The 20,902-nt window shown below is 70.6% G+C and carries 13 protein-coding genes; 10 read left to right on the top strand and 3 right to left on the bottom strand.

Annotated features, from left to right (window positions below):
* Window positions 1-197 precede the first annotated feature (197 nt).
* Both ACF08D_RS01610 and ACF08D_RS01605 read left to right on the top strand, forming a co-directional pair.
* Entirely contained in the window at window positions 198-1,166 is a 969-nt protein-coding gene (locus ACF08D_RS01610) for a serine/threonine-protein kinase (RefSeq protein ID WP_392220444.1), read from the top strand.
* 223 nt (window positions 1,167-1,389) lie between these two features.
* A complete protein-coding gene (locus tag ACF08D_RS01605; protein WP_392220442.1) occupies window positions 1,390-3,441 on the top strand; it encodes an N-6 DNA methylase in 2,052 nt (683 codons plus the stop codon).
* A gap of 28 nt (window positions 3,442-3,469) precedes the next feature.
* Here ACF08D_RS01605 and ACF08D_RS01600 read toward each other — a convergent pair whose 3' ends face one another.
* Window positions 3,470-4,924: a protein kinase gene (locus tag ACF08D_RS01600; RefSeq protein WP_392220440.1), complete on the bottom strand. Its 1,455-nt coding sequence runs from the start codon at window positions 4,922-4,924 to the stop codon at window positions 3,470-3,472.
* 209 nt (window positions 4,925-5,133) lie between these two features.
* Here ACF08D_RS01600 and ACF08D_RS01595 point away from each other — a divergent pair, with 209 nt between their 5' ends.
* The 8 genes from ACF08D_RS01595 (at window position 5,134) to ACF08D_RS01560 (ending at window position 19,427) form a co-directional block, all read left to right on the top strand.
* Window positions 5,134-6,879 carry a PD-(D/E)XK nuclease family protein gene (locus ACF08D_RS01595; protein ID WP_392220438.1) on the top strand — a complete coding sequence of 582 codons (1,746 nt, stop codon included), beginning with the start codon at window positions 5,134-5,136 and terminating at the stop codon, window positions 6,877-6,879.
* Window positions 6,872-8,140, top strand: a complete 1,269-nt coding sequence (locus ACF08D_RS01590; RefSeq protein ID WP_392220436.1) for a hypothetical protein — start codon at window positions 6,872-6,874, stop codon at window positions 8,138-8,140. The genes ACF08D_RS01595 and ACF08D_RS01590 overlap by 8 nt, the downstream gene beginning before the upstream one ends.
* Window positions 8,133-11,897 (top strand): hypothetical protein, encoded by a 3,765-nt coding sequence (locus ACF08D_RS01585; RefSeq protein WP_392220434.1) that lies wholly within the window; start codon window positions 8,133-8,135, stop codon window positions 11,895-11,897. The genes ACF08D_RS01590 and ACF08D_RS01585 overlap by 8 nt, the downstream gene beginning before the upstream one ends.
* A gap of 82 nt (window positions 11,898-11,979) precedes the next feature.
* On the top strand, window positions 11,980-15,018 hold the full coding sequence (locus tag ACF08D_RS01580; protein WP_392220433.1) for a pPIWI_RE module domain-containing protein: 3,039 nt from the start codon (window positions 11,980-11,982) through the stop codon (window positions 15,016-15,018).
* A gap of 150 nt (window positions 15,019-15,168) precedes the next feature.
* Window positions 15,169-16,974 carry an AAA domain-containing protein gene (locus ACF08D_RS01575; protein WP_392220432.1) on the top strand — a complete coding sequence of 602 codons (1,806 nt, stop codon included), beginning with the start codon at window positions 15,169-15,171 and terminating at the stop codon, window positions 16,972-16,974.
* Between the two features lie 26 nt (window positions 16,975-17,000).
* Complete coding sequence (locus tag ACF08D_RS01570) at window positions 17,001-17,405, top strand: hypothetical protein (RefSeq protein WP_392220431.1); 405 nt, start codon at window positions 17,001-17,003, stop codon at window positions 17,403-17,405.
* Window positions 17,406-17,430: 25 nt separating this feature from the next.
* Entirely contained in the window at window positions 17,431-18,126 is a 696-nt protein-coding gene (locus ACF08D_RS01565; RefSeq protein WP_392220430.1) for a DEAD/DEAH box helicase, read from the top strand.
* A 71-nt stretch (window positions 18,127-18,197) separates the two neighbouring features.
* On the top strand, window positions 18,198-19,427 hold the full coding sequence (locus tag ACF08D_RS01560) for a DUF3320 domain-containing protein (RefSeq protein WP_392220429.1): 1,230 nt from the start codon (window positions 18,198-18,200) through the stop codon (window positions 19,425-19,427).
* A gap of 143 nt (window positions 19,428-19,570) precedes the next feature.
* Here ACF08D_RS01560 and ACF08D_RS01555 read toward each other — a convergent pair whose 3' ends face one another.
* Window positions 19,571-20,245: a hypothetical protein gene (locus tag ACF08D_RS01555; protein WP_392220428.1), complete on the bottom strand. Its 675-nt coding sequence runs from the start codon at window positions 20,243-20,245 to the stop codon at window positions 19,571-19,573.
* Between the two features lie 76 nt (window positions 20,246-20,321).
* Window positions 20,322-20,894 carry a hypothetical protein gene (locus tag ACF08D_RS01550; protein ID WP_392220427.1) on the bottom strand — a complete coding sequence of 191 codons (573 nt, stop codon included), beginning with the start codon at window positions 20,892-20,894 and terminating at the stop codon, window positions 20,322-20,324.
* Between the last annotated feature and the right edge of the window lie 8 nt (window positions 20,895-20,902).

The raw sequence follows: 20,902 nt of genomic DNA, 5'->3' as shown, positions 1-20,902 counted from the left end.
TCCACGCATCACCGTAGTGGGTGAGGCGCACGGAACGAACCGCCCCGCCTTCACCCCATTAGAGCAAGAGAATGTGAACTCAGTCAACAAACAAAGCGTCGCGCGGGCAGCATTCGAAGCACTGCCGTGTCACACTCTCCCTGACACCAGCCCGGGCAGGGCGCGGCAGGGCACGGAGGGGAGGGGCCGCAGCGCGAATGGACACCGGAACACTGATCGCCGGTCGCTACCGGATCAAGCGCCTCATCGGACGGGGCGGCATGGGAGTCGTCTGGCTCGCCCACGACGAGAACCTGGGCCGCGACGTGGCGCTGAAGACCATGAACGTCGATCCGGGACTCACCGAGGAGCAGCGCGCCCGCGACGCCGAAAGGTTCCGCCGGGAGGCGCAGGCCGTGGCGCGACTCGACCACGCGGGCCTCGCCACCGTCTACGACCTCGGCGAGGAGAACGGCACCCGCTTTCTCGTCATGCAGTACGTGATCGGACCCCCGCTCGACGACCGGATCGTCGAGGCGGGCCCGCTCTCCATCGAGGAGACCGCGTCGATCGGCGTCCAGATCGCCTCGGTCCTGGGTTCCGTGCACGCCCGTGACGTCGTGCACCGCGACCTCAAGGGCAGCAACGTCGTGATCCGCACGGACGGCGTGGTCAAGGTCCTGGACTTCGGCGTCGCCGCCTTCCTCGACCCGGACACCACAGGCCTCACCACGACCGGTGAGCGCCCGGGCAGTCTGGAGTGCATGGCGCCGGAACAGGTGCGGGGCAAGCCGGTCGACCCCCGCACCGATCTGTACGCGCTGGGCTGCCTGCTGTACGCGATGCTGACGGGTGAGCCGGTCTTCACGCACAAGTCCGAACTGATGCTGCCCGGCATGATCCTTGAGCAGCCGCCCGTACCGCCCGGAAGGATCCGCGCGGGCATCCCCTCCGAACTGGAGGACCTGGTGCTTCAGTTACTGGCCAAGGACCCCGACGAGCGACCCGCCCACGCCGGCGAGGTGTGGCGGCGCCTAGCCGTGTGGCTGCCCGAGCGCCGCACCCCCGAACAGGCACTCGCCCCGTGGGCCGAGGTTGACCCGCTGCGGCCCTTCACCCACCCGATGGGACCCGAGGCCAGGCCGGTGCGGGCATGGGCGGCATCGGGTCGGAACGGCCGACCCTGACGGACGGGGACGATGCCAGGGCGGCACGGCCGGCCGTCGCGCTGCCCCGCGCGCCTCGCCGACCAGAACCCGACGTACGCCCCCAAACCCGCCATGACGCATCTGTGAACAAAGTCAATGGTCATGTACGCTGACCGATGCGGTTCGGAGGAAGGGTGGCTTGATCACACACCCACGACCGAGGGGAAAGTCCTCCCTCCACCAGAATGCCCTGGGAGTGTAGATGTCCACGTCGCGCGCCGTACCGGTGACCTTGGCCGAAATCGCCCGCCTTGCGGGTGTGGGACGAGCCGCGGTGAGCAACTGGCGGCGGCGGCATCCGTCCTTCCCCGAGCGGATCGCCGGCACCGACACCAACCCTCAATTCTCCTTGGCCGACATCGAGGGCTGGCTGCGCGACAACAAGAAGTTGAAGAAGTCCGCCGAGAGGGAATGGCTCTGGCCCGGTTTCGAGGCGCTCGGCGGGCGTAACGAGACCGGGGACGCGATCGCCGAGGTAGGACGGCTCCTCTCCGGGCGGGTGAGCGGCGAAGGTGAAGAGATCCGTGCCGACACACGGGAGCTGATCGAACGGGCCGTGGATCTCGGACAGCGTGAAGGGGGCACGGAAACGTTCGCGTTTCTGCTGCGCCGCTGGCTCGACGTCCATGTGCGCCAGATCGCCACGACCCCGGAACCGCTGGCATCCCTCATGGCGGAACTCGCCCTCAGGGCGGCCAGCGGCGCGGCGGGCGCCAGCCCGGGCAGCTCCGGCGGCACCACGGTCATGGACCCTGCTTGCGGCCCCGGGCATCTCCTCCTGGCCGCAGCCGACGCCGCCAGGGCATCCGGCGCCGAGGCACTCACGCTGCTCGGCAGTGACCGGGACGCCGTCCTCGCCTCGCTGGCGGACTCCCGCATGGCCCTCGCCGAGAGAGAGGGCCACAGGGAGAAGGAGTGGGCGCAGGTCTCCGTACGCGCTGCGGACTCCCTACGCGACGACCCGTTCTCCGGCACCTCAGCCGACATCGTCCTGTGCAACCCGCCCTTCAACGAACGGGACTGGGGGTACGAGGAGTTGGCGACCGACGCCCGCTGGAGCCACGGCCTTCCCCCGCGCACCGAGCCCGAACTCGCCTGGGTTCAGCACTGCCTGGCCCAGCTGCGGCCCGGCGGCGCCGCAGTACTGTTGCTGCCGCCCGCCGTCGCGGCCAGGAAGGCCGGCCGCCGCATCCGCGGCTCGCTGCTGCGCACCGGGCAACTGCGGGCCGTCGTCGCATTGCCGCCGGGCTGCGCCGCACCGCACAGCGTCTCCCTGCACCTGTGGGTGCTGCGGATGCCCGCCCATGGGGAAGGCACGCCGGCGGGTGATCGACTGCTGGTCGCCGACGCGGCCTCGCGCTTCCCCCGGGACGCGGAGGAGAAGTGGACCCCCGACTGGGCGGCGATCAGCGCTTTCGTGCGCGAGGCCGTCGAAGAGGCGGACTCGCGACAGGCTCCTGCCTACGTACGACAGGTGCCCGTCATCGAACTCCTCAACGACGAGGTCGACCTGACCCCTGGACGCCACATTGCCCCGTCCCCGGCGGACATCGCACCCCGACTGGCCGAATCCTGGCGGGAGTTCACCGGGCTCACCGCGAACGTGGACAAGTCGGCCAGGCTGCTCGCGGCGCTCGACCTCGCCACGGCCGAGGCGGACACACCGACGGCAACCACAGTCGCCGAGCTAGCCCGGGCCGGGGCGCTCACTCTGCGCGGCGGCCAGCAGCCGCCGGAGGAATCGATCCACGCCGGCCCGCCGTCCGACGTCGGCATCCCCCTCCTCACCGTCCCCGATCTCCTGGTGGACGGCGAACCCCGCAGCTGGCTCGCTCCAGGCACCGCAGCGGCCGGCGAGGCCGTGATCGCCGAACCCGGGGACATCGTGGTGGTGGGCGCCGCCCGTGCCTTCTCGGCCTGGGTCCACGAGGGGCCGCCGACCGCCCTTGGCCCACAACTGCATGCCGTGCGGGTACAGCCCGAACAGCTCGACGCCTGGTTCCTCGCCGGTTCGCTGCGGGCTCCCGCCAATGCCCGGCAGGCCGGCACCCACACCACGAACTCCTCCCGCATCGACGTCCGCCGTCTCCAGATCCGCCAGGTTCCCCTCGGAGAACAACGGCGCTACGGAGAGGCGTTCCGCGAACTCACCCTCTTCGAACGGCTGTTGCGTCGCGCGGCCGACCTCGGCACCAGCCTTGTCCGCGACCTTGGCGACGAACTGGCGGCCGGACGCCTGGCCAACCACCCGTAGCACATCGACTCACCCGCACCGGCCGGCGTCATGCCTCTCCGCGCCTGGGCTCAGCCAAGCGGGCCGTGAGCTGCGCGTCGACCGCGCGGCGTACGGCCTCGACCCGAGCCGCGAGCTCCGGTGGCAGTCCGGCAGCGGTGCGGCCCGCCGCGTCAACCGCCACGATGGCAGCCTCCAGTTCCCCGAAGGTGAGCCGGCACTCGGCCGTGCGCAGCCGGATCAGCGCCCGATCGGCCCGCTCGGCCGGGCCATCCCCGTGCAGGAGATCGTTGTCGACGGCCTCGTAGAGGCGGGCCGCAGCGCCGAAGTTGCCGGAGAGGCGGAATCCCTCCGCAGCCCCCTGCCACACGCGACGCACCAGAGGCCGCCGCTCACCCCACTCCTTGCGGACCCGTCCTGTCAGACCGTGCAGCCGCTCGGTCGCGTCGCCCGGCTCACCGGACGCAATCTCCGACTCGGCCTGCGCGCAGAGCTGTTCCACCACACGGGCGTCCAGCCACTCGTCGGCCGGTGCGGATGCGACAGGCAGCGTGAGAGCGACCGGGCGCGGACGAACAGCCCGGTCCCGCGGCCGGCGCAGGGGGGCGGTCGGGTCGGGGTGGGTGCGAGGCCGGGGTTCGGGATCACCGACCCCCGGGGCGAACGGGTCGAGGACCTCCAGGACCTCGTCAACGGCCGGGCGCTGCTCGGGCTTCTTGGCGAGCATCCGCAGCACCAGATCGTCGATCGGTTCGGGGATGCCCGCGGCGTACGTGCTCGGTGGCAGCGGCTCCTCGTTGAGGTGCTTGTCGGTCAGGCCGGACTCCGCGCCGAACGGGAACGGGGGCCGCCCGGTGAGGAGTTCGTAGAAGATGCAGCCGAAGCAGTAGACATCCGTGCGCGTGGTGGGCTCGCGCTCCAGGAGCTGCTCCGGCGCCAAATAACCGCGGGTGCCAAGCGTCGAACCGTGCGCCGTGTAACGGGTGGCGTCGGCGTGCAGCGGCTTGGCGATGCCGAAGTCGATGAGGACGACCCACCCCTCATCGTCGATCATGATGTTCGCGGGCTTGAGGTCCCGGTGCACGACCGGCAGCGTGTGTGCGCAGGCCAACGCCCCTGCCACCTGGATGGCGACCGCAACCGCCGTGGCCAGAGGCAAGGGGCTGTGCTCGTCGAGGAACGTCCGCAGACTCACTCCGGTCACCAGGCGCATGGCGATGTAGGGGACGCCCCGGTGCGATCCGCTCCCATACAGTTCGGTGATTCCCGGATGATCGAGCGTGCCCAGGAGGTTGGCCTCGCGCCGGAACCGGGCGTTCCTGACACCGAGTTCGGCCTCACGCTCGTACGGGTCGAGGCAGTACAGGGCCTCGGAGTCGTGGCGCAGGAACTTCACCGCCACCTCCCGCCCCCCGGACACCTCTCGGGCCCGCCAGACCTGGGCCATCCCGCCTTTGCCCAGAGAGTCCTTCAACTCGTAGCGCCCGTCGACCAGATCACCCACGCCGGGCTTGTACGTATCCGCGTCCACCACTGTGCCCCTTCGCACCACTGCGCATCAGACCCACCAGCGTAGCGTGAAAGATTCTAGACATGAGCCGTCCATGGACTCAGTTCACAGATCTATGCCATGCTCTAGTGGTGCCCGGACGTCCTCGGACTCCCGTTGCTCTGGGCACCCTCCTGCCCAAACCGCCTGCCACGGGGGTCAACATGCAGAACCCACCCGGCGTCGCCGGCCACGATTGGTTGATCAGGGCGAGCCCCCGGATGGCCCGGCTCGACGACGCGGCCTGTCCCACCCACCGACGCACCGCGATGCGGCCCCTGCTCGTCGCCGACCCGGCCGTGCCGTTCCGGCGGCCACCCCGCGAGGAGTTCGGGTTCGGCCCGCTGTTCACCGCCCTCGACCTGCTGGAACACGACGGATGGTCCGTGGAGCGGGTACGCGAGGAACTCCGGAGCACCCGCGGTCCCTTCCGGGGATGGGGCGGCCCGGTCCACCCCGCCCACCTGGCCTGGACCGCCCACGCCCTGGAGCGCTACGTGGCCGCCCGTACCCGCGAACAGGCAGCCGCCGTCGAGGCCGGGCTGCATGAGACCAAGCCGGTGAAGCAGCCATGGACGTGGCGCACTCCCCGCACGGACGCTCCCGACGCCCGTGGCGCCCGACAGTACGAGCACACCCTCTGGGGCCGCATGTACGCCTCCTCCGACGGAAAGGTGCGCGATCTGTGGCTGCCTTCCATGGGCCGGGCCAAGACCGGCCGCCCCGACGCGGAGCTCGGGGCCGCGGCGCAGGTGATGGCCTTCGGCGCGCCCACGCCTCGACGCAAGCAACGCGCCCAGCCTCCGCCCACCGCGACCGAGAGCACCAGCTTGCCCCGATTGGTCCGCGTCTTCGACGTCGGGTGCGCCGACGGGTCCATGCAGGAGCTGCTCTCCGAGGACCCCGCCGGGGCGAGGCAGCGGTTCCGGGACGACGCTGTGCCTGCCTTCGTCACGGCTGCCACCGAACTCGGCGTGCGTCCCGGGGAGAGCTGTGTCGACTGCAAGGCCATCGCCGGCTGCACGGATCTGAAGCGCACCCCGCGGCTGTGGGGCGGGCGCCCTCCGGCTCTCGCACGCCAACGCCGCTCTGTCTCCGTCTGGGACCTGCGGCTGCACGCCGAGTGCCCCGCCCAGTACCACCTTGTGCGGCGACTGCACCTCAACGACCTCTCGGCCGAGGACCGGGGGGCGCAGCGCGGCAGAGCCGTCGACGCCTGGCTCGACGCAGAGCACGCCGAACGCCCGGTACGCGGCTGCCGGGACCGCGAGATCCCCGAGCCGACGGCGGTACGGGCCAGGGCCGGACTCGACGACACCTCCGCACGCGAGGCTGCCGGGATGCTCGCGGAACACCGGCTCCTGTGCCCTCTCAACGGACTTGACGCCGACGAGCAGGTGCTCGTACAGCATCGGGTCACGGCCTACGTGCCAGAACTCGACATCGTCGTCCTCGCCGTACCCGACCTGGTGTACACCCACCGCGGCCGGTGGATCTGGCGCGAGACCAAGACGTCGGCCCGCCCGCTGTGGGAGCGCGATTCCCTGCTCCACACCTATCCCCAACTCGCCCTCGGTGTGCTGCTGTTCCACGCGGGAGCGCTGGGCGACGACCCGCGCCGCTCCTGGGTGGAACTGGAGCACCTACGTGAAGGCCACGGGGAGAGTCGGCTCGAACCCATCGACCCCGGCCGCGCCGAGAACGTCGAGGAAGCCCGGGCCGTCATCGCCGAACTCGCCCAGCCACTCCTGGACGACACCACCTACGAACCGAGGACCGGACGCCACTGCCACGGCTGTCAGGCCCGGACCTGGTGTCGGCCCGGCACCGCCTACGTCACCGACCATCCAAGCCCGCCGAGCCCCGACACGCAGACCTCGCCGCGAGGAGACGCCCCGCCCCATGCCTGACCAACAGCTCGTACGGGACTGGCTGTCCAACTCCGATGTCGTCCTCCTGCGGGACGTGGCCACCGCCGTACTCCACCTGGCGGCCGTCGACCGCCTCGACTCCTTCACTCTGCCCTACCCGGCCGGCGCGCAGCGCGCCCTGGATGCCCTGGTACTCCAGTGCCTGCGCAACGGCGCCAAGCCCCCGGCCGGGGTGCCCGAGATGATGCGCTGGGCCCGCGCCCGCCCCTTGGGCAGCTGGCCCCTGGACCGACTGCCCACCGACCTGTTCGACACCGCGGACCGGCTGATCGACGAGGATTCCGGAGAACCCTCGCAGCTCTGCCACGAGCTCGCCGTTCGGGGATATGGCGACAGCACCGGACGGCAATACGACCGCCTGGTGATCCATGAGGCCCTGCGTGCCTGCCGGGCTGTGTCGTCGCCCGAGTCCTACACGGCCTTCCGTCGTCTCCTGGTGAATCAGCCCGTCCTCACCGAGGCGGACTGGGCCGAGGTGAGCACCGACCTCTTCCTCGACCCCGTGCGCTTTCTCATCGAGGAGATCTACGCCCCCGTCCCCCTCGGGTTCCGCCGGGACGGCGCGTACCTGTGCTGTCATCGCTGCCTGACCCTGCTCCATCCGGTGTCCGACACCGAGTGGTGGTGCGAGCGCGACCAGTGCCGGCACCAAGGTCCCCCACCGCACGGCCTGGAGCTCGTCGCGTCTGAGGTGGGCGAGCTGCGTCAACTGCGGAAACCACTGAGGCAGTTCGTCACCGGGCCCGGACGCGCCGAGGTACTTCTGGAGGGCGAGCTACGCGCCCTGGGCCTCACCGTCGAGATGTGGCCCGGCTTCGACGCGTACGACCTTCGCATCACCTTCCCCGACGGTCACGTGTGGGCCGTCGACGTCAAGGACTGGGCGCACCCCGCCTTCCTCGGACGCGCCGCCACCGCCGTCCGCCCCGAGCCCCCGTACGACGAAGCCTGTTGGGTGGTGCCCGCGTTCCGGGTGCGCGCCCGGCGTGACTACCTGGCCATGTACGCCAAGGAGCGGGGCGCGGGGGCGGGCGGTCTGCGGCTGCTGACGGACGACCAGCTGAAGCGGGCCGCGCGGCTGCGGCTGTCCGGCGAACGCGGGCCGGACGCGTCCATCGCGCCTCTGCACACCGTGCCTCCGGCCAGGGAGCACGGCGGGGCACGCACAGCGTCGCCCCGGTCCGGAAACCAGACCGCGGCGGCCGACGGCGCCGGGAAGAAGGGAGCAGACCATGCGTGACCGCAGCAGCTGGTACCAGCCGGTCGTCGCCGCACTGAGGCCTTGGCCCGAAGAGCACGCCGGGACCCGGCCCGCTCTGCTCTGCCAGGTCGAGCTCGCTCTGCGGCTGATGGAGACCGTGGCACCCGGTCACGCTGCCGACGGGGCGTGGACGCTCCTCGGCGGCTACGGCCTCGCCTTCGCGCGGGCCTCGAAGCTCCCCACTGGCAGCACCGAACAGGTCGCGCTGGCCGCGGCCCGGCACCTGCTCTGGCCGATGCGCCGCGGCCGGATGTGGCAGCAGAGCCTGGACACCTACCTGGAACTGCCCGAACGGCTGCGCGCGTACCGCGTCCCGGCGGCCGGGGAGCCCGCCCATCGGGTCCCTCTCAAGGTGGCGGCCGACCGCTTCACCACCTACGACGACGCGCTCGCGAACCTCCCCGGCTTCGCCACGAAGGTGCTTCCCCCGGCGGAGGCGGGCGAACACCGCTTCATGGACCGCCGCCACCGGCGCACTTCCGTCACGGTCCCCGCCGATCTCGTGCGGGACCCCTTCCCCGGCCACCCCCTCACCGCCGAACGTCCGGCCACCGCAGGCCCTCTCGACGTGCCACTCGACGAACTCGCCGACGTCGCACGGTGGGTGGACGCGGAGGAGCAGCGGCGCGGGCTCAAGGCGGGGAACTGGGAGCAGCGTCTCGCACAGCTCGACCTCGACACACGTACCCCGGACGGGACGGTCTTCGAAGCGGCGTCCGCGCTGCCGCTCGACCGGCTCACCCACCTCGTCGGCATGGTCGGCGCCGGCAAGTCGACCTTGATGACCCTGCTCGCCGTCTGGGCGCACCACAACGGCCTGCGCATCACTCTCGTCGTCGGCGACGTGGCCGAACAGCTAACGTTGACCGAGCTATTCCGCACGCTCGGCCTGAGCGCCGCCCTGGTGCAGGGGGGCACGACGCGACCCCAGCACACCCAGCGGCTGCACCGCAGACTCGCCGCACGGGGAGAACACTCCCTACTGGCTCACACCGGCCCCGTCTTCGCCCACCTCAGCACCGCCTGCCCGCTGGACGCCCTGCGCGCACTCGACACGTCCGAGCCCCTGCGCTACACCGACGCGCCGTGCGGTGCCCTTCACCCCGCTCGGCACCAGGAGACCGCCGAGGAGCCCGCGGCCGAGCGCGCGGTACGCGAGCTCGAACGAGCCCGAGGCGCCGCCGACAGGGAGGTTACCGCGGACGAAACCGACACCGACAATGAGGACCTGGGCACCCCGCACGCCTGCCCGCTGTGGAGCGTCTGCCCCCGGCACTCCGCCGCCCGTGACCTCGTGGACGCGCTGATCTGGGTGGCCAACCCGGCCAGTCTCGTCCAGACCGCGGTTCCCCGTCAGCTCAACGCCGAGCGCCTGCGCTATCTGGAGCTGGCCTGCCTGCGCAGCGACATCGTCGTCGTCGATGAGGCCGACCGCGTACAGATGCAGCTCGACCAGATGTTCGCCCCGTCGGCCACGCTCGTCACCACCGGTGTCTCCGACTCCTGGCTCGACCAGCTACAAACCCATGAGATCGCCGAACTCGCCCGGCAGGGGCGGTTGCAGCTCTCCGACCAGGACGTGGAACGGTGGTCCGCCGCCCTGGACGTCGTAGGCTCCGCCGCGGACCGGCTGTACGCCATGCTCATCGATGACGGAGGCCTGCGGGACTGGGCGCAGATCGACTACTTCAGTGCCTGGACCCTCCAGGAGAAGCTGCTGCACGCCTGGTACCCGCTGACGCGAGGCCAGGCCGCAGGGCGGTCGGACAGCACGAACGAAGGGGTTGTCGAGGACGAGAGCGCACTCTACGAGGACGAGGAAGGGCTCGGGGCCGATGGCGACTCCCCCGTCCCCTACGCTCCCTGGGCGCAGCGACGCACTGAGATCACCGGGTTCTTCGACACGTTCCGCGACGATCCGCTCGGCGGACGCGGCCCCTACGGAACCCCCGCCGACGAGCTCACGGCCCTCGCGCACGACGTCCTGCATACCCTCGACGAGAAGCGGACACGACGCCGAGTCCGCGCGCTCCTCGACTCCTTCCTCGTCGGAGCGCCGGGCCCGGAGCAGCGCCCCATGCCCGCTGGCAAGCAAGGCAAGGAGCCTGCCCCCGAGGACGTACCACTCACCGAGGAGTGGCGTGAACTCAACGCACAACGGCTGGAGTTCACCCTCGTCCTCGCCGCTCTGCACCAACGCCTGGACCGGGTGACGTTCCTGTGGCCTCAGGTGGAGGCAGCGCTACGGCTGGACTCCGCGGCCCACGAGCTGACCCGCCGCCCGCCCCTCGACTACGCGCCACTACTGCCCGAAGCGCCCATGGGCAACGTCCTGGGCTTCCAGTACCTGGTGGACGAACGGGCCGCTGCCCGCAACAAGGACGGACACCGCACCGGCACCCTGCGCTTCTTCCGGTGCGCGGGCGTAGGCCGGGAACTGCTCCTGGGTCTTCCCCAGCTCGGCGCCGACCCAGGCCTCGGCAAGGCAGGCCCACACGTGCTGTTGATGTCCGGAACCAGTTGGGCCGGCACCTCTACCCGGGCCCACGTCCTCGCCCCCGTCCGCGCCGTACTTAAACCGCAGCCCAAGGCTCTCGACGCCATCCGGAAAACCGTGTTCCGCACCGAGTTCCTGTACGACGCCGCAGGACAGCCGATCCGGCTCTCCGGCCAGGACCCCGACCAGCGCGAGGACGTCCTGCGCCTGATGATCGACCGGCTCGCCCGGTCCCGGAGCGACGGCAACTCCTCCCCTCTCCAAAGCGAACTCGCCCGAATCCCCGACCAGCGCCGCAAACGTGCCCTGCTTCTGGTGGGCAGCTACGCGGAAGCCAAAGTGGCCGCCACCGCCCTGAACGAGATCCCGCGCTGGCGTAGCCGGGTGCGCGTCCTGGCCGCCGACGACGCCGAACTGGAGGCCGCCGTCGACGGGCCGGTACCGGCGCGAGGCCAGGCGCCGGGCACGGGATCGGGCGCGGGAGCGGTCCGGCGGGGGGACCTCGCGTCCTTCGCCGACGACCCGGACGCCGAACTGCTCGTGGCCCCCCTCCTCGCCGTGGAGCGAGGCCACAACATCCTCACCGCTCCCCAACGGCCCGGCGAGGAGAAGGTGGCGGCGTTCGGGACGGTGTTCTTCCTGGTCCGTCCGCACCCCCGCCCCGACGACCTCTCCCTGGCGGTCTTCGCCATCAACGACTGGGCAACGCGGTTCGTACGCGGTCAACTGAAGCTGCCGGACGAAGGGACGTTCAGCGACATGGTCACCCAGGCCGGGGACCTCAACGCGGCAGGCAGCGCCTTCAGGACCACCGCACGCGGCGTGTGGCGGCACGTACTGTCACGGCCCTACATCTACTCCTCGCTCTCCGATGACGAGAAGAAGTCCTTCGTCTGGGACCAGCTCGTCACCATCTGGCAGGTCATCGGACGCCTCGTCCGCGGTGGCGTACCCGCCCGCGTCGTGTTCGTCGACGCGGCCTTCGCACCGCGACTCGCCGCAGTACAGGCCCCCTTCACCGGCCAGAGCCGTCGTCCACGCCGCGCAGGCGAGCCGGGGCTGCTCGTCCGACTGCGGGACGTCCTGGCGCCGTACTTCGCCCAGAGCGACACCGACGCCGTCGCGTACGGCGCGCGCACCGACCTCGCCGACGCCGCACTCGTCAAGCTGCTCTACCGCCCGCTGTACGAAGCACTGTGTGCCATGGAGACGTCACCCGGCCCGCGATCGGTCCACTGAAGCACGCCAACCACCACCCTGGGCAGCACTGTCGGCGGGCAACCGCACCAGTCCACGTACGGACATCGCAGGGAGAACCGACATGTACAAGAACATCCGCCGATCCGCGTATCACCTGGCCGAGGAAGGCACCCCCTGGACCGAGAACTTCCACGCACTTCCCTTCCCCGAACACTGGCATGCCGGACTCCTCGAACTGCACAACCACGGGCGGGACGAGGAAAAGCGGCAGCCGACGCTGCCCACCCGCCGACTCGACGGCGTGCTCCAGACCCTCGCCCCCGACGTGATCGTCCGCCCCCGGCCGCGGATCCCCGTGGAATCGGGGCCGCAGGCCGCCGAGGACTTCTGGATGTATGTACCGGCCTCGGCGCCCGACCCCCTCCCGGGCCGTTCCATGCAGCAACTCCTCGACGCCTGGCTGCGTACACTCGGTCCCAAGGACTCCGCACAGGATCCCCGGTTCCGCTCGCTGTTGCTCGCGAGCAGCACTGAGCTGAAGCAGAACCTGCCCAAGTGGCAGCCGGTCAGCGGCGTCGAACTCCTCACCACCCCGACCACCCGGGGCGGCACTGCCGCCCCGGAACCGCGCCAGTTCCAACTCGCCACCGACGCCCTGGCACGCCGCATCCTGACCCTCGACCCTTTCCCGTTCGAGGGCGGGGAGCTGCGGTTCCGGGCGCTGCCCCGCGGACCTCGCGACCAGGGCGCGGAACTCATGTCGCAGCCCCTGTGCCGGACCGTCAAACGCAAGGAGTGGTGGTTCTCCGTCCTTCTGAACATCTCCCTGCACACCACGCCGTTCGACCCTAGGCCGCGCCTCCACCTGCACTGGGGTGTACGCCGCTGGGCGACCCACCCTCGGACCACCACCAAACGCCTCAACCTGCCCTACCGGGAGGCCACTACCGTCTACCTGCGGCCCACCATCCCCTGGCTGCCCGGCGCACCGGCCACCGAACGCTATGCACTGGCACGCCTGCGCCGCGACCGGGCCGCCGACACCTTCGTCTGGTCGGAGAACGACACCGCCGGCATCCTGCGCGGACTCAGCCTCGCCGGCAACTTCCCCGACCCCGAACAGCTCCTCGCCGAACCGGTCTCCTGGATCGGGGAGGGCCGCGGTGTCCGCGCGGCCGTGGTCCACAGCACCAGGATGGGCAAGCACGAGATCGGCACAGGCTTCATGCCCAACCAGCGGGCCCAGCTCACCGAATGGGCCGAGCAGGCCCTTCCTGAAACACTGGCCCGGGTACCCGACCTCACGCGCGGACGCGGCAAGGGCATCGGCGCGCCGCAGAACCGGCGGCCCAAGCCCAGGACGGACGAGGCCAAGAAGGCCGAGCTGCTGCGCGAGACCCAGGCACGGCGCGTGGCACTCGCGGCACAGGCCCGGATCGCCTCCCACAGCCCGGAACAGGCTGGCCCGCCCGTGGTGGAGGCCCGGCTGCTGTGGCAGTCGCCCGAGGTACGCAGCGAGGCAGTGGAACAGTTCGCCAAGGCCCTGGGCCTCGACGGCGACGGCGGCGCCAGTGCCTCTCACGTCACGGACCGGGACTTCGACGAGGCCACGCCCGGAGCACCGGTCGTCCTGGAGTGGCGGACAGCGGAGGTCACACTCCGGCTGCGCTGCCTGCCCCTCGCCGACGGGCTGGGCGACCGGCTCGTGCCCGACGCGGCGGTCAAGGGCAAAGGCGCGGCGCTCGCAGCGGCCGTCGCCGAACGGCGCCGCGCCCTGCGCGCCTGGCTCCGCGCGGACGGCGCGGACCCCTCCCACCCCGAACTCGCCCTCGTGGAAGTCGCCCACCGCAGCACGTTCCGCCCAGCGTCGACGGACCCCAAGTTCGCCATCCGCCTCGGGGGCGCCGACGCAGGCCTGCTGACGCAGTTCGTCGTCACCCCGTCCATTGACCGGCAGATCGACAACGCAGAAAGCCTCGACCACCGCACGTGCAGCTCATGGCTCGACGGACTGCGCCAGCTCGGCATCCGCGTCCTCCCCCAGCACACCCTCGGTGACGATCTTCCGGACTCGCTGCAGTACGCGGCAGTGTGGATGGTGAAACGTCGCAAGGACGGCCCGACCCGGTTGCCCAAGCACCTGCCTGTGGCCGTCCTGGTCACCCCGCTCCCGGCCGGGGAAGGCCTCGCGGCCGTACGCGGCTGGGATGACACCGCGGGGGAATGGGTGCCCTATCCGCAGTTCCTCCTCGGTCTGGTGAAACAGGCGGAAATCGACCCCGAAGCGTTCACGGAACCAGGGACTTCAGACGATGACGCACGTCCCGATGCCCCTAGGGTCACCGGCAAGCAGTGGCGCAGCAACCTCGCCCAACAGCGCAGGGAGACTGCGGCATTCCTCCAACGCGTGCTGCACTCCCTCCGAGGGCAACCCACCGCACTGATCACCCACGCTCAGAACAGCCGACTGCACTGGCCCTGGCTCCAGGACGGCCAGACCGAACGCGATCTGATCAAGACCGGCCACGCCCCGGAAGGACGACTGGACGACGAACTGCGCCTCGTACGCGTGCGCGGATGCGGCGGTCGCGAGAGCGCCCAGTGGTGGGGGCTGGCCGACCCGGGCAAGCCCCACGGACAGCCGGCTGGCTTCTGGGCGCAGCAGCGTTACAAGGGCAGGGCTTCGTCGCGCGAGCGGGTCTTCTACAGCACCACCGAACGCCCCGGAACCCATGCGATCTCCCCCGCACTCGACCGCCTCGCCACCCGGGTCAACGCAGCGGGCAACCTCACCTCGCAGGCGGGCACCAGCGCCTGGAACCCGACCCTGGTGGAGATCGCGGTACTGGGCTGCCACGAGGATGACGACCCGGCTGCCCCCGTACTGGAAAGGCCCGACGACGCCGAGGCGCTGGCCCTCGCCATGCACCAGCTCCGCCAGGCCCCGGACTACGCCGCTGCCCTGTCTCTCCCCCTCCCACTCCACCTCGCGGGGCTGGCCCAGGCATATGTCCTCCCGACACTCGCCGACGGCGACCGGACTTCGAACGAGGAGTCGGACACACCTGCTGGAAACCAGAGCATGGAGGACCCAGATCTCGCCGACGCGGCCGGACTGTCCGCGACGCCGGACGACGAGGCCGAGACTGCCCACGACTGAGGACGGGATCGACACATACGCAGAGTGGCTGGGCTCCGAGGCCGCCGAGTCGATCGACTGGCGGAACCCTCGGACTGGAGTCCCGTCGGCGACACCGACGTCGCGAATCTGCCCGCGGTTCTCTCCGCGGCGCGGAAGGTCGCGGCGAACGTGGACGGCTGGTCGGTCGACGAGCGCGTGGTGCTCGGACTCTTCGCGTCCCACCGGGAGTCCATGTATCAGGACCTCCGGCAGAACGAGGACCAGATCCTCGCTCACCCGCTGGTACGGGCAGTCGCCCTCGGGCCTGACGCCGGCCTGCCTGACGACATCATCGGGTTCGATCCTCCGGAGCTCGACCGCATCGACGAGATCCAGCTGCCCGAGAAGACCCCGATGGTGCTGGACGCCGACGCCTCGCAGCGACAGTGCATCGCCGCCGTCCTCGACCGGCGCTCCTTCGTCATGAGCGGCCCGCCGGGCACGGGCAAGAGCCAGACGATCACCAACATGATCGCTGCCCTGATGCACGCCGGACGCAGCGTCCTCTTCGTCAGTGAGAAGGCCGCGGCACTGGACGTGGTACGCAACCGCCTGCGCGGTGTCGGGCTGGGTGACTTCGTCATGGCCCTGCACAGCGGCGATACGAGCAAGAAGGCCGTGGCCACCGAGCTCGCCCGCGTCCTGACGACGGAGGCCCGGGTCAACGGGGCCGCCCAGCACCAGTTGGAGCAGGCCCGCCAGTTGCGCACGGAGCTGTCCGCGTATGCCGCGGCCATGAATCAGCCCCGCCAGCCGCTTGAGCGCACCTTGCACGAGGTGCTGGGGCGTCTGATCCAGCTGGATCAGGCCGACATTCCACCGCTGTCGGTGTCCTTGCAGAACGACACCGTGGTCCGGAATCTGACCGCCACTGCCCTCCGGGAGTCGATCGACGCCGCGCACGCGATCAGCCGGGCCTGGCGGCCCGCGGCTCAGGGGGCTTCGTTCGCCTGGCGCGGCCTCGTGGGCGGCGCGGCCCAGGCCGTGGTGTCCGAGGCCGCCGACGCCCTGACCGCACTGGATGCGGCCATCGGTCGACGACCCTTCGCCGCGTCGCAGGACAAGCCCGGGTCGGTGCGAGAGCTGAGGCAGAGCGTACAAGCCCTGCGCGAGGGTCTTCCCCACGTACCCCAGACACCGGCAGCCGGTCAGTTGCCCGAGGATGTCGGCACCGAGCTGCGCCAACTCGCCGAACTCTTCAGGATGCCTCGGGAGGACGTCGCGCCGGAGGCCGCCTTCGCGCTGTGCGAGCTGGCCGACCTGACATCGGCCGTGCACCGGCCACCACGCGGATGGTTCGACTCCCCCGTTCTCGCGCAGGCGCACGCCGCCGCGGCCGAACTGCGCCTGGCGATCGCGGCGGAAGCCGGAACGAGGGCCGCGGCGGAGGACCTCTTCGGCGAGCAGGTACTGGGCGGCGCAGAGCTGAACGCCCTGGCAGACCGGTTCTCCACGGAGCACCGGGGCCTGCTGTCCCGGTTCTCGGCACAGTTCAAGGCCGACCGGACTGCCGCAGCCGCGCTCACAGTCGGCAGGACCTGGGACAAGTCGGTCGGCACTCGGCTCGACCAGGCCGTCGCCTGGCGAGACGCCCATATCGAGGTGGCCCGTCTCGCAGAGCTGCACTCTTCGCTCCTGGGCCCGTACGTTCCCCGCGCGGCTGAGGCAGTCGCCTCTCTCGACTTGGCGTTGGCCAACGCCGACCGTATCGCCGAACTCACAGGCGTGGCGGAACGGGCGGGAGTCGCCGCACTGCAGCTGGCTCACGACACGGAGCAGGACCGCCTCGCCGGACTCCTCTCCGACAATGTGCGGAGTGCTGTGAGCGCCTGGTGCGCTGCTGCGGCCAGCGCGCCGACCGCTGGGAGGCGGCCGCCGAAACGCTGCTCGGCCTCTTCGACTCGGCGCGCTCCGCGCAGCTCTCGCCGTCCCTGATCGGCTCGCTGGACCAGGCCCGGGAATTGATCGAAACTTTGGCCGGCGACCCCAGCGGCCCCGATGAGTGGCGTGCCTACCGCGACGGGCTCGCCGTGCTCGCCCGGCACGGCGCGGATGACCTCATTGCGGCTGCGGCTGAGCGCGGTCTGGACCCGCACCAGCTGCCCGATATCGTTGAGCAGGCGCTGCTGAGGGCCTGGGCCGATGACGTCCTCGCGTCCGACGACCGCCTGCGTACGACACGCGCTGACGACCTCGACGCCCGGGTCGCTGATTTCCGGGAGGCCGACCGGCGGCTGGTCGCCGCCGCGGGCCGGGCCGTCATCGCAGCCTGCAATACAAGGCGGCCGCGCCACTTCGGCAGCGGTGGCGGCGCGGTCATTGTCCGGGAGGCGGAGAAAAGAACCCACGCACATGCCGGTACGTGACTTGCTCAGCAGGACCCGCGAGGTCGTGCAGGCGATCAAGCCCTGCTTCATGATGAGCCCCCTCACCGTCAGCCAAATGCTGCCCGCCGACTTCCAGTTCGATGTCGTCATCTTCGACGAGGCCTCCCAGGTCCGTCCCGGAGACGCGATCAACTCCGTCTACCGAGGCCGTACCCTCGTCGTGGCAGGCGACGAGAAGCAACTGCCACCGACGTCGTTCTTCGACGCCAGCGTCGAGGATGACTCGGACGAGTACACGGAGGACGTGCCGGACTCATTCGAATCGCTGCTGCATGCGTGTAAAGCCGGCGCCATGCGAGAGCTGCCCCTGCGCTGGCACTACCGCAGCCGTCACGAGAACCTGATTACGTTCAGCAACCGCCAGTTCTACAAGAACTCCATGATCACCTTCCCCGGTGCGCGGGAAGAGGGGAACGATGTGGGGGTTGCCTTCCTGCAGGCCGACGGTGTCTACGATCGCGGCGGCCGCCGCGACAACCAGGCCGAGGCCGAGTACGTCGCCCGGCGTGTCCTCCACCATTTCGACACTCGCCCCGGCCGCACCCTCGGCGTCGTGGCTCTTTCCCAGGCCCAGGCGTCCGCCATCGACCTGGCGGTGCAACAGGCCCGACTAACACGACCGGACTTGGAGCACTGCTTCACCGAGGATCGTCTCGACGGGTTCTTCGTCAAGAACCTGGACACGGCAAGCTGGGCCTGAACTTCGGCCCGATCAACAAGACCGGTGGTTGGCGCCGTCTGAACGTTGCGGTCACCCGCGCCCGGTACCGTATGGAGGTCGTTGCGTCCTTCCGCGGTGGCAATTTGCCCGACAGTCCGAACGAGAGTGTCCTGCACCTGAAGCGATACCTCGAATATGCGGAGAGCGGCCCGTCGGTGCTCGCCCAGGAGCTCGGCCCGTCCGACGCCGAGCCTGACAGCCCCTTCGAGGAATCGGTGCTCGAGGTGCTGCGTGGCTGGGGGTATCAGGTTCAGCCGCAGGTCGGAGTTGCGGGCTACCGCATCGACCTCGGCCTGCGGCATCCGGCGCTGCCCGGCTCGTACGCCCTCGGCATCGAGTGCGACGGCGCGATGTACCACTCCTCCAAGGCCGCCCGGGACCGCGACCGGCTGCGTGAGCAAGTCTTGAACGGACTGGGGTGGCGGCTGTACCGGATTTGGGGCACGGACTGGTATCGGGGCCGGACCGCAGCCGAAGCACGCCTGCGTGAGGCGGTCGAACGTGCCGTCGCCCAGGAACCTCTGTCCCCGGCGTCCCCGGTGGTGCTGCCCCGCCAGTCGGGGGCCGCGGACCGACGCGTCGACGATCCGAGGCCACCACGTTCCGGCCGGGCGGATGCGGACGACGGCGCGCAATCACTCTCACTTCCAGGGACACCTGTGCCACCCGTGCCACCGACGCAATGGGGCGTCGAGTACGAGCGCGTTCCGGTGGACACGCAGGTCCGGCGAGAGTGGAGCGTTCCGTACGAGACCAAGTGGATCAGCGCCGCTTCGGTCCACGAGATCCACACTCCCGAAGCCAAGCCGGCCCTGCGCAAGGTACTCGCGGAGATCATCGAGGCCGAAGGACCGATCCACGTGGATCTGCTCGTGCAGCGGGCTCGTGAATCATGGGGCCTGTCCAAGGCCGGGAGCCGCGTCCGGCCCGCCATCGTGCAGGTCGCGCAGGCTCTTGTCCGGTCCGGCACAGTATCGTCGGAGGGTTCCTTCTACGATGTGGCTGGCCGGACCGTCTGCACCGCACGACGTCTGGGCGAAGGCCAGACTGCGCGGAAGGTGCAGCATATCGCTCCGGCCGAACGCACACTCGCACTGTGGGAACTGGCCGCAGAGTGTCCTGGAATGTCGGACGAGGAACTGATGAAGCAAGCCTGTGAGTTTTTCGGCTGGCGGCGTCTGGGTTCTGACATCCGGGCCACGCTGATCACCGACATCGCGGAGCTGCAGCGCCTTCACCTGCTGGAGGGTGCCCCGAATCGCATCACGGCGGTGCGCTGACCCAGGCTGTGGGCTACGTGGGCGAGGTATTCATCGTGGCCCGTACCGAGCCGTCAGGGCCGGGAGCGCGTGCACGTCCGCCTTCTGTAGGCCGTGTGCCGCCGTGTCCCCTCCCCCGCCCGGCCGGGGAGGGGGTGCGGTCGTCAGGTGCGGGTGGGGGTCTTGACCGGGACGCAGGCGAACTTGTCGGTGTCCACCTGGGCCTCCTTCGTGGGGCCGCACAGTTCGAACGAGGCGGCCTTCTCCGTGTCCGGCAGGCTGAAGCCGACCACGCCCATCTTGGTCTCGCCCCGCTCGATGTCGCGGCCCAGCAGGCCGGTCTGCCAGGAGTGGGTGCGCCAGCCGCCGCTCTCCTGGGCGTCGTCGAGGTCGACGAGCGAGCTGCTGGGGAACGCCTCCCGGAAGCAGAAGCCGCTCTCGCCGAACTCGCAGGGCTTCTCCGTGGACTTGTACTTCAGCCGGAGGTAGTCCAGCTTGGCCTTCTCCACGCCCCGGTCGGGCAGCTCCCCGGTGACGGCGACGTAGACGGCGAAGAAGTGCTTCCCGCCGTCCGCCGGCTTGCCCGCCAGCTCGGGCGTCCAGGCGGTGTCCACCGGCTTGACGCGCACGCCCAGGTCCATGCCCGGCTCGGTCGTGACGAAGTCCTTGCCGGGGAAGTCGGCGTACGAGGAGAAGGTGGTCCGCGACGGGGCCGGGGCCGCCTCCGGACCGGTGGGCGACGCGGAGCTCTTGGCGTCACCGCCGCCGCCGTCCGAACAGCCGGTGAGCAGGACGAGCGCCGCACCGAGCGCCAGCGCCGTGCGCGTACGTACCACCATGATTTCCCCCTTGGGTCGGCAACCGGCTGCATCGTAGCGAGCCGGGCCGCGGCCCGGGGGCGCGTCCACGGGGTCTTCACCCGGTGGGGAGACGGCCCGTTCGCGGGGACCACGGCTCCTGCGACGCCGCGCCGGCCGTCCCCGGGGGGACCTTCGCGCAGGGGGTGTAGCCGGTCAGGAACAGGGACGTGGTGCCGCTGTTCCAGGCGAGGTCGAACGTGTCGCCGGTGCGCGGGTCCTCGACGCGGAAGCCGTACAGGACCGTCGTCGCGGTCCTGCGGTTGTCCTCGTGGGTGACCGTCCAGCCCTGGGAGACGAACCGCTTCCGCAGCCGTGCCTCGGTGGCGCCGGCGACCCGGTCCGGGACGTCCTCGACCGTCCACCGCAGTTCGTAGGAGACGACGTCCTGCGCCGTCTCGTCGAGGGAGAGGCCGCCGGCCGGGCAGTGGTGGCGGGGGCTGACGGTGGAGGGGCTCACGGGCGGGTGCGGCGGGAGTGCCATGCCGTCGTACGCCCACTGCGCCCGGTCGGTGAGCCGCCCGCGCATCGCCCCCGGGTCGCCGGGCGGGTAGTCGCGCTCCAGCGCGGAGCATCCGGTGGCCGTCAGGGCGGCGAGCAGCAGGGCCAGGAGCGGGGCGGTCTTCCTCATGACGGCGA

Source organism: Streptomyces sp. NPDC015131, assembly GCF_043079975.1.
In the GTDB taxonomy this organism is placed as follows: domain Bacteria; phylum Actinomycetota; class Actinomycetes; order Streptomycetales; family Streptomycetaceae; genus Streptomyces.
This window is presented reverse-complemented; position numbering and strand designations above follow the sequence as displayed.